This is a genomic window from Alcaligenes faecalis, from assembly GCF_005311025.1.
GTDB classification, from domain to species: domain Bacteria; phylum Pseudomonadota; class Gammaproteobacteria; order Burkholderiales; family Burkholderiaceae_B; genus Alcaligenes; species Alcaligenes phenolicus.
Genome location: NZ_CP031747.1, coordinates 839509 through 855774, shown reverse-complemented (window position 1 = coordinate 855774; position 16266 = coordinate 839509). Strand labels below are relative to the sequence as shown.

At 55.9% G+C, this 16266-nt stretch carries 11 protein-coding genes; all 11 read left to right on the top strand.

The window, feature by feature from the left end; genetic code table 11:
* The first annotated feature begins 2 nt into the window (after positions 1-2).
* The gene (locus tag D0C27_RS03905; RefSeq protein ID WP_137430466.1) at positions 3-890 is read left to right on the top strand and encodes an alpha/beta hydrolase family protein; all 888 of its coding nucleotides are present in this window, start codon (positions 3-5) and stop codon (positions 888-890) included.
* Complete coding sequence (locus D0C27_RS03900; RefSeq protein WP_137430465.1) at positions 887-2710, top strand: hypothetical protein; 1824 nt, start codon at positions 887-889, stop codon at positions 2708-2710. Before D0C27_RS03905 ends, D0C27_RS03900 begins: the two co-directional genes overlap by 4 nt.
* Entirely contained in the window at positions 2707-5778 is a 3072-nt protein-coding gene (locus tag D0C27_RS03895; RefSeq protein ID WP_137430464.1) for a CapA family protein, read from the top strand. The genes D0C27_RS03900 and D0C27_RS03895 overlap by 4 nt, the downstream gene beginning before the upstream one ends.
* Positions 5779-5864: 86 nt before the next feature.
* The gene (locus D0C27_RS03890) at positions 5865-7907 is read left to right on the top strand and encodes a Mur ligase family protein (RefSeq protein ID WP_137430463.1); all 2043 of its coding nucleotides are present in this window, start codon (positions 5865-5867) and stop codon (positions 7905-7907) included.
* Positions 7908-7911: 4 nt separating this feature from the next.
* Entirely contained in the window at positions 7912-8808 is an 897-nt protein-coding gene (locus D0C27_RS03885) for a D-alanine--D-alanine ligase (protein ID WP_088452807.1), read from the top strand.
* A gap of 614 nt (positions 8809-9422) precedes the next feature.
* Positions 9423-10268, top strand: a complete 846-nt coding sequence (locus tag D0C27_RS03880) for a MurR/RpiR family transcriptional regulator (protein WP_137430462.1) — start codon at positions 9423-9425, stop codon at positions 10266-10268.
* Between the two features lie 21 nt (positions 10269-10289).
* Entirely contained in the window at positions 10290-11537 is a 1248-nt protein-coding gene (locus D0C27_RS03875; RefSeq protein WP_137430461.1) for a diaminopropionate ammonia-lyase, read from the top strand.
* Positions 11534-12778, top strand: a complete 1245-nt coding sequence (locus D0C27_RS03870) for a Zn-dependent hydrolase (RefSeq protein ID WP_137430460.1) — start codon at positions 11534-11536, stop codon at positions 12776-12778. Before D0C27_RS03875 ends, D0C27_RS03870 begins: the two co-directional genes overlap by 4 nt.
* Positions 12779-12855: 77 nt before the next feature.
* Positions 12856-14454 (top strand): ABC transporter substrate-binding protein, encoded by a 1599-nt coding sequence (locus D0C27_RS03865; RefSeq protein ID WP_083053575.1) that lies wholly within the window; start codon positions 12856-12858, stop codon positions 14452-14454.
* Positions 14451-15392: an ABC transporter permease gene (locus D0C27_RS03860; protein ID WP_009454334.1), complete on the top strand. Its 942-nt coding sequence runs from the start codon at positions 14451-14453 to the stop codon at positions 15390-15392. Before D0C27_RS03865 ends, D0C27_RS03860 begins: the two co-directional genes overlap by 4 nt.
* A gap of 27 nt (positions 15393-15419) precedes the next feature.
* Positions 15420-16259: an ABC transporter permease gene (locus D0C27_RS03855; RefSeq protein ID WP_009454332.1), complete on the top strand. Its 840-nt coding sequence runs from the start codon at positions 15420-15422 to the stop codon at positions 16257-16259.
* Positions 16260-16266: the final 7 nt, after the last annotated feature.

Sequence of the window (16266 nt, the reverse complement as noted above, 5' to 3'; positions counted from 1 at the left end):
TCATGAAACGCCTGATCATTTCTATTGCCCTGTTATTGCTTTCAGCGGCCCACGCCTGGGCAGAGCAGGCTTTGTCCTGGGGCGGGCAGCCCTCAAAAGATATTTGCGATTTATCTGCAGGCGGAGTCTGGACGGAATATGCGGGTGGTGTCGCGTGCCTGCGCTATTTCGTGGGGGGAGAGATCGACGGTGCTCCAGTGGTCATTGTTGTCTTGCGCGGTGATCGTGATACTTGGCTGAAGCGCGATCCGCAGGATATTCCCCAAAACACGGCCAGCGCTCAGACAGCGCTGGCGCGCTCGCTCTCTGAGGAGATGGGTTTTCCAGTTGTTGTGATCTCGCGTCCGGGGACATATGGTGCTAGCGGAGATCACCGCCGTCGGCGACAGGCCGAAGAATTTCTCGCGATTGACGGTGCGTTGGACAATATCCGGGCCGATCATCGGATAGGGCGCTTCGTGCTCTTGGGACATAGTGGGGGGGCAACGGCAGGTGCTGCGTTGCTGACGATGGGGCGCGACGATATTGCATGCGCAGTGCTGACTTCAGGGGCTTTCGGTCTGCTGGAACGCGCTGAGGTCTTGCGCCAGGCCGCCGGCAGGCCATCGCGTCCAGGGGCGGATACGACTGGATTGTCCGCCCCCTATGATCCGCTGGATCACCTGGACGGAGTGGTCGCAGATCAAACACGTCGTATTGTCATATTGGGCAACTCGCATGACCGGGTGACGCCTTTCTATCTGCAGAAACGTTTCTATGAGGGGCTACGGGCTGGGGGACACCGGGTGGAGTTGCGCGAGGTAGATGCCAGCGCTCCCGCTTATCACAATCTGACGGGCAAAGCGGGGCCGCGTGCGGCAGAGGAGTGTGCACGAGAGGTCACTCCGTGATTGCGGCACTGACCCAAAGGGCGAAGAGCCAGGTGTTGGCGGTGTGGCCGCCTTCTGTTTTGCACTGGCTATTTCGAATTGGACGGGTTGTACAGGCCGAACTGGCCTGGCCTTTGCCGGTTTACATCTTACTTTTCATCCTGTCAAAAATTACCCTGCTGCTTGCGCTGCTTTTGCCATGGAATATTCTCGCTACGCTCAGCCTGGGCCAGAGTTCCTTGCGACTTGAAATGATCTTCGGTCAGCTCGCTTCGGGTGTCGTTGTGGCAATTCTCATGGCGCTGGTTTTGGTCTGCTTTGGTGTGCATCTGGCCGCCGATGCGCTAGGGGCAGAGATGTGTGAACGGGCCTCCGCGACCATTCTTGATCGGCATAGCAAGCTTGGCTTGTCCGAATCACTGCGTAGCAACGCAGCCAGTGATTATCGTCGGATACTCAGGCTGTTTGCCATGCTCGCCTACAGCACCATCGCAGTGGTTCTGATCGGGATCGGCTATCCAACCTTACTCATTATTTTGGTTGGCTATGTCATTCTGGGAGCCTTGGTGGTGGCTATGTTGCCGCCAGCATCCCCGCAGGGAGTTTCGTCAGAACTGCGGGGCAGGGCTTGGTGGGGGACAGGTTTCATTTGTCTGGTTGGCTGGGTCATCCATGACGCTTGGCGCGGCACTATGCCATCTTTTTGGTCCGTGTTCTTTTCGCTGCTACTCGCCCGCCAAACATTAATTTTCTTGATGATGTCTGCGTCTACTCTTGGTGTCTTATGGCGCCGTCGAGAGCGTGTCGAGGCCCTATTTGTGGCGGACCGTCCTTTCATGACACAGAGCCGTCAGGAGGCCGGGCTTACCGAATTGTTGACAGAGGATCGTCGAGATGCCTGGCTGTCGCCTTTACTTGCAGAAATGAGCCCGGAGCGTCTGTCACTTGATTTGGCGGCAACGCAATGGACTGAGCAGGGCAGGGTCGCCTACCTTGTCGCGCGTCCTGAAAATTCCGGTGATGACCATAGTCTGATGATCCGTCTTTTCCATCGCTCGGTGGTTGGGATGGGACACCATGAGGCTGAACTTCTGGCGCATGGTACCCAGAATTGGCCGGCTCCGACGTTAATTGGAAAGCGTGATGTCGCCGGTAATCTCGCACTGATATTTCGCTGTTGGGGGGAGTGCGAGTGGGCTCCTCCAATGATGAATCGCAACGACACGCTGGCTTTGCGTGGGCAAATTCTGGGATGTGAGGTCCCTGACGATCTTGCCATGCGCTATTTGAGATCCCGGTCGCGTCTTCCGGATAGGGCCACTGCGATTAACTGGCCGATGTTTTCGGGGATGGCGAGAACGGCCAGCGAGGTCGCTGATTGCACCAGGTTAGAGGCTGCTTGGCCGCAGTTGATGCAATGGTTGCGGCATCGGCCCTCGCAGATCGTACTGCCAAAGATGGCGGCGCGCCGTATGGCGCGTGGTTCTAACGGGGGACGGCTGATCTGCAACTGGACGCTCTGGCAATGGGAGCCTCTTGGATTTGACTGGCCATGGTGTGAGCGCCCGGAACAGGATTTGCGGCAATGTCTTGATGTGGCAGCGCAATTGCGTCCATCGTTAGCAGATTGCCTGGTCGAGGATGTTTTGCTGGTTGCAGTTGTGGCCAGCTTCACAGATCGCAGTGACATGGGCGCTTTCAGTGCAATGCTCGATATGCTTCTACCGCTTGTAAATGCGGTTGAGCGCTGTGGACTGCTGTATGTCGATGCTCGCGAACATGCGGGCGATGCTTACGCGCATGGGCCAACTAGGCCTCTAGCGCAGGAGGAAGGTAAGTGAAAAAAGCGCGTATGAGTAATAACAACAAATCTGAACGGACCGTTACGATTGCCTGGGGGGGGGATGTGAATATCGGTCGGCGGTTTCATTATCGGTTTGGGGCCGCCAATGCTCGGAATGCTCTCTCCCGAATTAAACCGTTGGTAGAAGCTGATCTCGGCATTGTGAATCTTGAATGTGTTGTCGCCACCAGCGGCACGGAATGTGTCGACAAGGGAGAGAGGTCTTCCTATTATTTCCGTGCTCGCCCCGAGATGATCGACACACTGATCCGTGGTGGCGTCGATATCGTAGCGACAGCCAACAATCACAGTGGTGATTACGGCCCTGACGCATTGGTAGAGCAAGGTGAGTGGCTTGATGCTGCCGGTATTGGTCACGCAGGGTCGGGGCGCACACGGGAAGAAGCGTTTCGACCCGTTTTCCGTCGCGCAGGGGGGCTGGATGTCGCTTTTTTCGCGCTGGATGCGACACAGAAAAGTTTTGCGGCGGGCGAGGATACGCCCGGCACCGCATGGCTCGACCCGAAGCGACCACAGGAGTGGGCGGAAATCATGGCTCCGCTGATTATCGAGGCCCGGAAAAGGGCCGACATTGTCCTGGTTGCGATGCATTGGGGCGCGAACAACCTCCATCAGCCCGACACCGCCGAGATTGCAGGTGGACATGCCCTGATTGACGCTGGCGCAGATGCGGTGCTTGGCGCGTCGGCGCATCTGTTGCAGGGAATCGAGATCTATAAGAATCGTCCGATCCTACATGATGCCGGGGATTTACTCTTTGATGCGCTGACGCGACCCGACAAGGACAGTGGCATTTTTACGCTGGAAATGGACCATCGAGGCGTGACGGGAGTGCGCTTCTTGCCGCTCGAGGTAGGATTTTGCCGTACATTGCCGTTGGCGCCAGAGGCGGCGGCCGAGGCGCTGAGCAAGTTTTCAAAGAAATGCCTTGCGCTAGGCACAAAGTGTGAAAGCACACGAGAGGGAGAGGCTTATGTAATGCTTTCTCCTCCCAGGCGCGCGCGTCTCCCCGCTCGCCCGGCCCCTACATTGCCGACTGCAGGACCAATTTCGGCGCTTCGCAAAGCGCGCCCAGAATGGTTGGCCGACGAGGTGCCGGCGGATGCCCGTCTGGTAGAGCCGTTACGCATCGGACCGATGGAGCTTTTGGGCCTGCGCGTTTCACCTGAGCATCTGAATCGCATCGGGCTGATCTCTGTGGAATCCTGGTGGCGTGTCCCTGATGCCGTCGATTGCGACTGGCGCATCGACTTTCGTGCAGAGCCAGCCAAGCCCGGACCGGTCGGGGCCTGGGGGCTTGGGTGCTCGCATGATCCTTGTGATTGGATGTGGCCTGTCAGCCGTTGGGAGCCGGGCCAGATCTATCGTGATTTCTACACATTGCGGCCCTCCGCGGTCCGTAATTGGCTTGATGAGACGTTGACACTTTCGCTGGGGCTGGTGAGCTATCTCGGGAAAACTGAACGCATCCAATTGCCACACCAGGTGCGGTTCGAATTATCGCCCAAGGCAGGTTTTGCTGTGCTTCGTGCCTACCCTGCTCAATATGAAGTCCCCGCGCTTGAGACGATCAGCCCTACACCGGAAATTCTCTGGACGGCAGATCAAATTGAAGAAGTGACGGGGGGCACATGGCTGGTGCGCCCACCCGAAGGCTGGTTTGTGCGCTCGGTGACGCATAAGTCTCGTCAACTCGGGAACGAGGGTATAAAAGCGCCGACACTTCTTGCAGTTATTGATCAGCGCATGGCAATGCGGCATGAATTGTCGGATTTCACTGCTGGGAAATACTGGGATATCCGGGATCGCTTGCCGATGTTGCAACACAAGCTTGCCGGCGCGATGGTGGCGCGTCCCGTCGAAGGACTGAAGCCGGATTTTCCTTTGCTACAGGTCTCGGATCCTCTCCATGCACTGATCCAGCTTGGAGCTGTCGCGCGAAACCGGATGAAGGGACATGTCGTCGCGATAACAGGCAGTGCGGGAAAGACTTCGCAAAGTCTGATGCTCTCAGCGGCGATGGGCAAGGATCGCAAGGTGATCTCTAACTCCGTGCTGAACTACAATTCGCGCGTCGGTATCCTTCATTTGCTGGCGAATACACCGGCCTCTACGGATGTGGTCGTGGTCGAAGCAGCCGTCACCGCCATCAATGCACCGAAATTCCAGAATATTCGTCTTGTGCGCCCTGATATCGGGATCGTGACCAATATCGCACCTTCGCATATAAGTGGACCGGGATTGGGGCTGGATACGGTTGCGCGGCGAAAGGCGAATATTGTCGAGGGTATCAATCCGGGCGGGACCTTGCTGCTTAACCGGGAAATAGAGTTCTACGATATTTTCCAGCAACGAGCAGCTCAGCGTGGCGTACATGTCATGACCTTTGGTCAGTCCGAAGATGCGGATCTGCGCCTCCACCACTACGATCAGACCAGTGGCCGCGTTGAGGCAGCTCTACCGGATGGCAGACAGTTGGCCTACCACCTTGCCGCGCCAGGCTTGCACATGGCGATGAACAGCCTTGCCGCAATCGGGGTGCGGTTATTACTGGGTGGTGATTTGGACATCTTCCTTGAGGGGCTGACAGCGTTTCAGCCTGCCGCGGGGCGTGGAGCGGTATCTCAGGTCGAATTCGAGGGGCGAAACCTCACGGTTGTTGACGAGTCCTACAACGCAAATCCGGTTTCGATGAAGGCTGCCATTTCAACATTCGGCAAAATGAAAGTCGAGGGCCGTCGCATCCTCATCCTTGGAGATATGGCCGAACTGGGGGCGGACGCCGCGCGTTACCACCGGGAACTGACACCACATATCCAGGGAATACAGGCTGATGCGATCTTTCTATGCGGAAGTTTGATGGCAGAGCTGCAGGATGAACTCAACGCCCATGGAAATACTCCTTTAAACACGCATTACAAGAGCGTTGCAGACCTGATTCCTGATCTTGCAGAAAAGCTGAAATCTGGCGATTCAATTTTGCTAAAGGCATCAAATTCAGTCGGGATGGATAAAGTTTTTAGACACCTTTTAAGTTTGAAGTAGTGGGCGTTTAGCCACTCTTTTGGCCCGTCATAGGACGGGAGATTGCATTAACCGCAAAGAGCCTGCAGAGATTAAGGATTTTAAAAATGCCGGGATATTATATTGAGCGCGTGTGGGATGGGGAGGCGCGGCGCTCTAAGAATGATCTATACCGCATCCAGCCAGGGGCGTTTGTTCAATTCATTCTGAAACTGGAAGCCACGATGTCCGGTCGTGGCCAGGAGGTTTATCGTGATAGCGGTCGCTTGAACCGGCTGAACCTATCGGATATTCCTTATGATGGCAGCCAGACGGTGTCAATGATCAGTGAACAGATTCCGGGAGGTAGCCGCAGAAGTGCAGCTGTGGTTCTTGCAAGTATCTTGCATGGCGGTAGCTCGCATGCTGTCAAGCATATCAATGCGTCTCTTGTGAAAATGGGGCTGGGTAATACCAATCTGCGCAATGTGCGAGGGTTGGACGATATTGATCAGTTCACCTGCCTGCGCGACATTGTGCAATATTTTTCGTTTCAGCTGAAAAATGGGTCTCAGGAGACACAAGACTATGTCCGATCCATGCTATGCGAAGACCTCAATCTCGGAGGATCTCACCGAGTTTGGCTGGCTTTGAAAGGTCAAGGGCGGCACGAATCACTAGTGGCTCATTATGGCTTCGAAAAAGAGAAGCACAAGGAGGTGTTTGCCCGTGTTCGATCTGGGCAAACCAGTGGCCTGGTTGATGTCAACCTTCTTGATATGCAAGGGTTTATCTCCACCAGTGGCGGCAATTTGATTGGTTTTGCCACTGGCAGCGATTTTGGGGGCGTGACGTACCACCCCGACCGTTTGCGCAGGAACTCGGTTGCTGTCATAGCCGAAGGTGTTGGCTATGGCCTTGATCGTTCCCAGAGATTGGAATTTCAAAGATCGGCCAGCCTTACCATTGGGATCGGAAGCGACCCTGTATCGCCTGCAATTCCTCATTTGCAGGTGAAAAATGTCACGCAGACTTTGCGGCGTGTTGCTCGGGTAGCCCGAGATAGGTTCTCGGGAAAAGTTTTCTGTGTAACTGGAAGCGCAGGAAAAAGCACCACGTCTTCACTGATTGCAAAGGTTCTCGAAGGTGTTCCTGACGCTGGAAGAACGCATATGACATTCAACAACGGGAATCTTCTATTGGGGACATTAGAAACCATGATGACCGTGCCAGCCGATGCGAAGAATATCGTTGCAGAAATAGCAGCAGGGCGAGTTAAAGAGTGCAGCGATATATGCCGACCCGATGTTGCCGTGGTCACCAACGTGTCAAATGCCCACCGGAAGGCCTATAAGTCTCTTGAGGACATTGCGCGGGAGAAGGCTGGCGTATTCTCTGGCTTGAAAACGGGGGGTGCTGCAGTGATTTGCCGAGACAGCGATTGCTATGAAATATTTCATGACGAGGCTAGAAAATTCACCTCGAAGATAATCAGCTATGGCACCCACCAGGATAGTGACTGGCGCATGCTTCATTACGATTCACAGAATGGTGCTCTGAGAATATCTGTGGCTGGTGCCGAAATTGACATTAAGTTTCCTGCCGTTGGAGAGCATATTGCCGTCAATGCGGTCGGAGCAATGGCGGCGGTTTCCCATCTGTACCGTGACTGGAAGCTAGCAATCTCTGACCTGGCTGGCTGGTCTCTTCTTGATGGCCGAGGCAGGGCGCACGATATCACTCTGTCCGATAAACGGACTATTCGCATTATTGATGAGTCTTTCAATGCGGCGCCGGGGGCGGTCATCGCTGTTCTTAAAACGCTGAATGAGCGCCCAGCCGTAGGCAGACGGATTGTCGTGCTCGGTGACATGCTTGAACTGGGAGATGCCAGCACCGATTGTCATATGGAGGTGCTCTCATTTTTGAATCGTTCCAACATAGATATGGCGTATTTTGTTGGGGATGAGTACCGAAAAGCACTTCAGCTACAAGGCTTGGAAAAGCCTCACATCTGCCATGAGGAGGCAAATGGAGTCCTCTCGGATTTGCTTGCGTATGTACGCCAGGGAGACGAGGTGACTGTCAAGGGAGCGCATGCAACGGAAGTCCATTCGATTGTGCGTGAAATCCGCAATCTTTCAGTGCCCAATATTCACTTAGGAAGTTAAAAAAATGGATTCCGTCGTTGCAGTCTTGATGGGGGGCAATTCCTCCGAACGTTCAGTGAGTATCGCATCAGGTAAGGCATGTGCCGAGGGCCTTTCTGCAGCTGGTTATCGTGTGGCACAGTTGGAGGTCTATGACAACGTAGCCGAAAAGCTGCTGCAAGTACGCCCAAGCGTCGTGTTCAATTCACTGCATGGAACCGGTGGGGAAGATGGAATTGTTCAAGGGCTTCTGGAAAGCCTTGGCATTCCCTATACGCATTCAGGCGTAATGGCATCGGCGTTGGCAATGCACAAAGTTAACGCGAAGCATGTGGCTGCCGCTCACGGCATTCCTGTCGCGGACGCAATAGAGGTTACCGCGTCAGAGGCGGCAGCGGCGCATGTGATGCAGCCACCTTACGTTCTGAAGCCTGTTTCTGATGGGTCGTCTTGTGGTGTACAGATTATTCGCGCAGGTGATGCTCCGCCGGTTCTACAGAGCGAAACAGCGTCTTTGATGGTCGAGCGGTATGTCGCCGGTCGTGAATTGACGTGTGCGGTCATGGGCGGCGAGGCGCTTGGCATCACAGAGATTGTGGTGGAGGGTGGGGCTTGGTACGACTTTACGGCCAAATACGCGGTTGGAGGCTCAACACATATATGCCCAGCGGTGCTGCCGTTGGACGTTGAAGAAAAGATTCGGCGCTATTCGGAGACAGCACATCGTGCTATTGGCTGTCGCGGCGTGACGCGATCGGACTTTCGCTACGATCCTGTGACGGGCGAGCTTATCTGGCTCGAAATTAATACCCAGCCAGGCATGACGCCAACGTCATTGTTGCCGGAAATTGCGGCTCACCAAGGTATTTCTTTCCAGGATCTGGTTTCATGGATTGTCCAAGACGCCTCTCTTAATCGTTAGTTTATGGTTGCCTTTGCCATTAGGGCGATGCGTGATAAGCCAGCCACTGCTCGCCGGGTTGGTTTATGGTCAGCGGGGGCAGGGTGGCCATCAGCAACATCGCCTGCCGTGATGCGACAGGCCTTGCAAGAGGCATCCGCGTATCGACGTGAGCTGTTGGCACTTGATGTTGAGGATGCCATGCTGGCTTGCCAGATTTATGCGCTCTGGTCCCGAAGTGTGGCCAAGAATCTATCCATGGCCGATATTCTGATTACGCGTTGTTTGTCTTTGTTGCCAGCGCAATAGGCCCACTTGACGGGTTTTTTCTGGCTTCTGCAAGCGGCCTTGGTTCTGAAATTTGTCTTACTAAAGCTCATGATGAAATTTAAATTTCATTATGGGCTTTATGCTTTCATTGCCAGGAAACAGAAATTTATCCCAATAAGGGTTTATCCCCTGTTTGTCTCTGTGGGCCTTGTTTGAAGCCACTCTTGGTGGGCGTGAGGTCATGACCTTCTTTCTTTTTTTCTGCTCCCAAGGGTAAATACGGAGCCAAATCATTACATCCATAATTGAAATTAAAATTTTATTAAGTATTATGTGAAAAACAAATTTCAATTTTAGGTTGTGTCATGGTCATCAAAGATTCGATCCTGGATATTCTCGATGTCCTGCCCAGCGCGGAGCGGCGGTTGGCCGATGTGGTCCTGTCTCATATGGGGCAGTTGGCGACTTACTCTGCCCAGGAACTGGCCGAGAAAGCAGGTGTATCGGCGGCTACCGCGGTGCGCTTTTTCCGGCGTCTGGGTTTTAACGGCTTTAACGAATTCCGGGTCACGGCCCGCGAGCAAATGGGTGACGGCGCTCCCTTCAAGCGTCTGCACTCCATGTCCAGCAGCGGTATTCAGGCCGATATGTCGCCGTTTATCAATGCGGACGTACAGAACATTTCCACCACCTTCCAGAACATCACTGAACAGCATCTGGATAAGTTCACCCAAGCTGCTTTGAAAGCACGACGCATCTGGGTGTTTGGTTTCCGCAATGGCCAGATCCTGGCTTGCTACGCCCACTCATTGTTGCAGCAGCTGCGCCCGGATGTGCATCTGGCGGTGGGCACGGTGGCCCATCTGACCGAGCAACTGGCCGATGTGGAAGCAGGGGATCTGGCCCTGGTGATGGATTTTCGTCGTCGCTCGGTGCTCCTGCCTTCCTTGGTGGAGCATCTGCGGGGCGAGTCAGTGCAGATGGCTTTTTTGACGGACGGTCTGGAAAGCTCCTTGCTGCGTTCGCAAGACATCGCATTCACGGTGGCAACACGCGGGGAGTACTTGTTTGACTCGCATACCGGCACGCTCAGCCTGATCAATTACTTGGTCAGCCGGGTGGCTCTGCAGGCCGAGACGCAGGTTGCGCGCAAGTTGCAGAAGATTGAATCCATCCATCGCAGTTTTCAGGACTTGAAGTCCAATAATTAAACCCATAAAAGTGGAGCAGACATGAACAAACATGCCGTTCGGGAGCAAGGCGCGGTGCAACTGTATCTGAACCCTCGTTGCGTTCAGGACAGCCAGGAATACGACGCTTCCTTGCAATCGATTTTGTCGGTAGCCGCCTTCGAGCAGGCTCAGGCCAGCATCGTGCAGTGGCCTGGTTACGCGCCTACTCCTTTGCGTCATTTGCCCGGCCTGGCCGCGCAGATGAAGGTGGGCGGGGTGTATTACAAGGATGAGGCCGGTCGTTTTGGTTTGGGCAGCTTCAAGGCTTTGGGCGGTGCTTATGCCGTCAATCGTCTGCTGTTGCGTCAGTTGCAAGCTCATACCGGCAATGCCAGCCTGACGCTGGATGATCTGAAGAGTCCTGCCTACAAGGACTTTATTGCTGGTTTGACCGTGACCTGCGCGACCGATGGCAATCATGGCCGCTCGGTGGCTTGGGGGGCGAAGAATGCCGGTTGTCAGTGCGTGATCTATATCCATGAGCATGTCAGTACTGGTCGTGAGCAGGCCATTGCCTCTTACGGGGCAAAGGTAGTACGCGTGCCCGGCAATTACGATGATTCGGTGCGCCAGGCTGCTGAAGATGCCAAAGAGCATGGCTATTTTGTGGTGTCCGATACGTCCTACCCGGGCTATATGGATGTGCCCAAGGATGTGATGCAGGGCTACACCGTGATGGTGCAGGAAGCGCTGGATCAGATTGCTTCGGGCAAGCCGGTGACTCACGTCTTTATTCAGGGTGGTGTGGGTGGTTTGGCTGCCGCTGTATGCGCCCATATGTGGGAGCGTCTGGGAGCGCAGCGCCCTCGCTTGATTGTGGTGGAACCCAACAAGGCCGATTGCCTGTTCCAAAGTGCTGTTCAAGGTAAGCCCGTCACGGTCACCGGTGATTTGAATACGGTGATGGCCGGTCTGGCTTGCGGCGAAATCTCCTTGCTGGCCTGGGAAATTCTGGATCCCGGCACCTATGCCTATATGACGCTGGAAGACGATGCCGCCTTGCAAACCATGCGCCGTCTGGCCCGTGCCGATAAAGGTGATGCGCCGATTGTGGCGGGTGAGTCTGCCGTGGCCGGTGTGGCGGCTTGCATGGCTGCGTGCGAGCAAGCGGACTGGCGTCAGGCATTGGGTATTGATGAAAACAGCCAAATTATGTTTTTTGCCAGTGAAGGTGATACCGATGCAGAGCTGTATCAGCGCATTGTCGGTATGAGCGCCAAAGAAGTGCTGGCTCAGGAGCTGGTATGAACAGCCCAGCCAGCACTTGTTTAGCCATTAATGGCGAACGCCTGCTGCAGCGTATTGCGCAGTTGGCGCAGATTGGTGCAATCGACGGGGGCGGCGTCTGCCGCCTGGCCCTGACGGATGAGGACAAGGCGGGCCGCGATCAGGTGGTCAGCTGGATGCGTGATCTGGGCATGAGTGTGGAGATTGATCAGATCGGCAACATTATCGGGACACGCGCTGGCCGTCTGGATGTGGCGCCGGTCATGACGGGTTCGCACATCGATACCGTGCGAACTGGCGGACGCTACGACGGCAATCTGGGCGTGCTGGCTGGACTGGAAGTGGTGGCCAGCTTGAATGATGCCGATGTGCAACTGGATCGTCCCTTGCAAGTGGTGGCCTTTACCAATGAAGAGGGCGCGCGCTTTGCTCCGGACATGATGGGCAGTCTGGTGTTTCAAGGTGGCTTGTCCTTGCAAGAGGCACTGGACACCGTGGGCATTGATGGCACGACCGTGCGCGAGAACCTGGAGCGTATTGGCTACGCCGGTTCCATGCCTTGCGGCCAACCTGATGTGCATGCCTATATGGAACTGCATATTGAGCAAGGTCCGGTTCTGGAACACGAAAGCATTAATATTGGTGCCGTGACTGGCGTGCAAGGGATTTGCTGGCTGGAGTTCGAGGTGCAAGGTGTCTCCAACCATGCTGGCACCACGCCCATGCATTTGCGACATGACGCCGGTGTGGTGGCTCAGCAGATTGGCAGCTTTGTGCGCCAGCTGACTGAACGCTACGGCCCGCCGCAACTGGGCACGGTAGGGCGCTGCGAGCTGTTTCCGAATCTGGTTAATGTGATCCCCAGCAAAGCCGTGTTTACCGTGGATTTGCGCAATGTGGACAAGGCCAGCCTGGATCAGGCTGAGCAGGAAGTGCTGGATTTTGCCCGACAGGCGGCCGAGCGTGAGGGTGTGCAGATCAAGCATCGCCATTTGGCCCGCTTTGATCCGGTGCAGTTTGATGAACGCTTGATCAGCAAGGTCGAGCAACACGCCAAGGATCTGGGCTGCTCGGTCAAGCGCATGCCCAGCGGTGCCGGGCACGATGCGCAGATGCTGGCTCGCTCCTGCCCCACAGGCATGATTTTTGTACCGAGTGTACGTGGTTTGAGCCACAACCCGGCAGAGTTTACCCACGATAAAGACCTGATAGCGGGATGTTCGATTCTGCTATCGACCTTGGTGGAGCTGGCCCGTGAATAAGCAGTAAATCCCTGATGACGGGACCGCCGCCACAAGAGCAAAGGCGGACCGCTTTTAACTACCTGGAGAGACAAAACATGAGCAACCTGCTTAAGGACCGCTTGCGTCCTGCCAAATCGTTAGCCGCCGTCTGGGCTGCCCTTGCCATCACCGCTATTGCCCCCGTGGCTGTCAGCGCTCAAACCACGCTGACCGCCGTGATGGAAGCGCCCTTGCGCTCCCTGGACCCGGTCATTACCACCTCCTACATTGTGCGCAACTACGGCTATATGGTGTACGACACCTTGCTGGCGGAAGATGCACAAGGGCAGGTCAAACCCCAGATGCTGGAAGGCTGGAAAGTGTCCGAGGACGGCCAGACCTACACCATGACCTTGCGTGAGAACCTGCGCTGGCATGATGGCTCGCCCGTAACGGCTGAAGATGCAGTCGAGTCCATCAAGCGCTGGATTCAGCTGGACAAGATGGGCCAGATCATGACGGAGTTCCTGACCAAGATGGAGGTCATGGATGACCGCTCCTTTGTGATGCAGTTCTCTTTCCCGACCGATATTGCGCTGCGCGCCATGGGCAAGCCCAGTTCCTTGCCCTTGTTTGTCATGCCCAAGGATGTGGCACGCACGCCGGTCAGTCAGGCGATTACTTCTACGGTGGGTTCGGGACCATTCCGATTTGTGGAGAAGGAATATCGCCCAGGTGTGCAGGCTGTGTTCGAGAAAAACCCGGACTACGTGCCTCGTAATGAGCCTGCCAGCGGTTTGGCCGGTGGCAAACAGGTCAAGGTAGACCGTGTGCGCTGGGTCGCCATGCCCGATGCCATGACCGGGGTGAACGCGCTGCGCAGTGGCGAGATTGATGTGATCGATCAGGTTCAGCTGGACCTCTTGCCCCTGCTGCAAAACGAGTCGGACATTGTTCTGAATGCTTCTACGGCTCGGGGCGCGCAGACCGAGATGCGCTTTAACTTCCTGCAGCCGCCATTCAATAACAAGCAAGTGCGTCAGGCCGCCATGATGGCGCTGAACCAGAAGCCCTTGATGCAGGCACAAGTGGGCAACCCGGAATACTTTGAAACGTGTGGTGCCGTGTTTGGATGCCACAGCGTTTTCCCGTCACAAGCCGGTTCTGAAGCCTACTTCAAGGGGGATGCTGCCGGTGCGAAAAAGCTGCTGGAGCAGGCCGGCTACAAGGGCGAGCCCGTGGTCTTGCTGCATCCCACCGACTTCCTGACTTCGCCCGTGGTGCCTGTGATTGCCCAGCAACTGCGCAATGCCGGGTTCACCGTCAATGTGGAAGCCATGGACTGGCAAACCGTGCAGACTCGCCGCACCTCCAAGCGTCCCGTGCAAGAGGGGGGCTGGAGCATCATCACCACCTATTCCGGGCTGGTGGATGTCAGCAATCCGCTGAGCTTCATGGCGGTGGCCTCCAACGGCGACAAGGCCTGGTTTGGCTGGCCGGATGTCCCTGCCATTGAAAAGACACGCATGGAATTTGCCCGCGCCAGTGGCGAGTCCGAGCTGGGGCGTTTGGCCACGGACTTGCAAAAACACATCATGGATGAAGGTGTGATCGTCCCTCTGGGTGAGTTCAAGATGGTCAGCGCCGTGCGCAAGAACCTGAATGGCTTTCTGCAAACGCCGGTTCCGGTCTTCTGGAATGTGGAGAAGCGATGATTGGGCTTATTTTCAAGCGCGTACTGGCCACCATCCCGGTATTGCTGATTGTGGCGCTGGTGATCTTTGTGGTCCTGCGCATGACACATGGCGATGCTGCTGTTCTGGTGGCGGGGGATAACGCGACGGATGCACAGATCGCGGAAATCCGTCATCAGATGGGGCTGGACCAGCCAGTGCCGGTGCAGTTCGTGCAATGGCTGGGCAGCATGGTGCAAGGGGACTTTGGCACGTCCCTGATCTCCAGCCGCCCGGTCAAGGATCTGGTGCTGGATCGTTTGGGGCCTACGGTTTCGCTGACCTTGTTGACCCTGGCCTACACCCTGGCCATTTCCATTCCGCTAGGGGTGTGCTCGGCCTGGTATCGAGGCAAGTCGCTGGATCGCTTTGTGATGGCAGGGTCGGTAGCGGGCTTTTCCGTGCCGGTATTCATCGTGGCTTATTTGTTGATCCTGCTGTTTTCGCTGGAGCTGCGCTGGTTGCCGGTACAGGGCTACAAGCCCTTGAGTGAAGGCCTGTGGGAACACCTGCGGCATTTGATTCTGCCGGCGGTGTCCCTGGGTACGGTGTACATCGCCCTGATTACCCGCATTGTGCGCACCAGTGTGATCGACACCTTGAACGAGGACTACATCCGCACCGCCCGTGCCAAAGGCCTGAACGAGCGTCGTGTCCTGACACGTCATGCCCTGGGCAATGCGGCAGTTCCCATCCTGACGATTATCGGCATCAGCATCACCATGCTGATCGGCGGGGTGGTGGTGACCGAATCGGTCTTCAACATTCCGGGGCTTGGGCGCTTGGTGCTGGATGCGGTGCTGTCGCGCGACTTTACGGTGATTCAGAGCCTGATCGTGCTGTTTTCGCTGGTGTATGTAGGGGTGAATCTGCTGATTGATATCTCCTACATGCTGGTCGATCCCCGTATCGATTATTGAGCCCTCGCTTTTTACAGGTAGAACAATATGCAAAAGCTCAACAAATTGAAGAAAGTGGTCGCCAGCAATTCGGCCCGTGCCGCCTTGCTGTTCCTGATCCTGATGGCCGCCATGGCGATCTTTGCCCCGTTTCTGGGTACGCAAGATCCTACCCAACTGGACCCTAGCGTGCGTCTGCAACCGCCTTCCGAGCAGTTCTGGCTGGGGACGGATGCACTGGGTCGGGATCTGTATTCCCGCGTGGTGTATGGGGCGCAAGTGTCCTTCATGGTGGGGTTCGGTGTCCTGGCCATCAGCGTGTTCTTTGGCGTGATTCTGGGTTCACTGGCGGGTTACTTCCGCCGTCTGGACGCCGTCATCATGCGAGTGATGGATGGTGTGATGGCCATCCCTGGCATCTTGCTGGCCATTGCGCTGGTGTCGGTGTCCGGTGCCAGCCTGACCACGGTCCTGATCGCCATTGCCATCCCGGAGATCCCACGCATGACACGGTTGGTGCGGGGCGTGATCCTTAGCGTGCGTTCCGAGCCCTATGTGGAAGCGGCCATGACGGTAGGGACTTCGGCCTACGTGATCTTGTCGCGCCATATGTTCCCCAACACCTTTGCCCCTCTGATTGTGCAAGGCACTTATGTGTTTGCCTCGGCGGTGTTGCTGGAAGCGATCTTGAGTTTCCTGGGGGCGGGCATCCCTCCCGAGATGGCCTCCTGGGGCAACATCATTGCCGAAGGTCGCCTGTACTTTCAGCTGATTCCCGGCATCGTGCTGTACCCCGGCATTGTGCTGTCCATCACCATTCTCAGTATCAACGTCCTGGGCGACGCCTTGCGCGATGCTCTGGATCCCAAGCTGGTCACACGGCTGTAAGTGACGA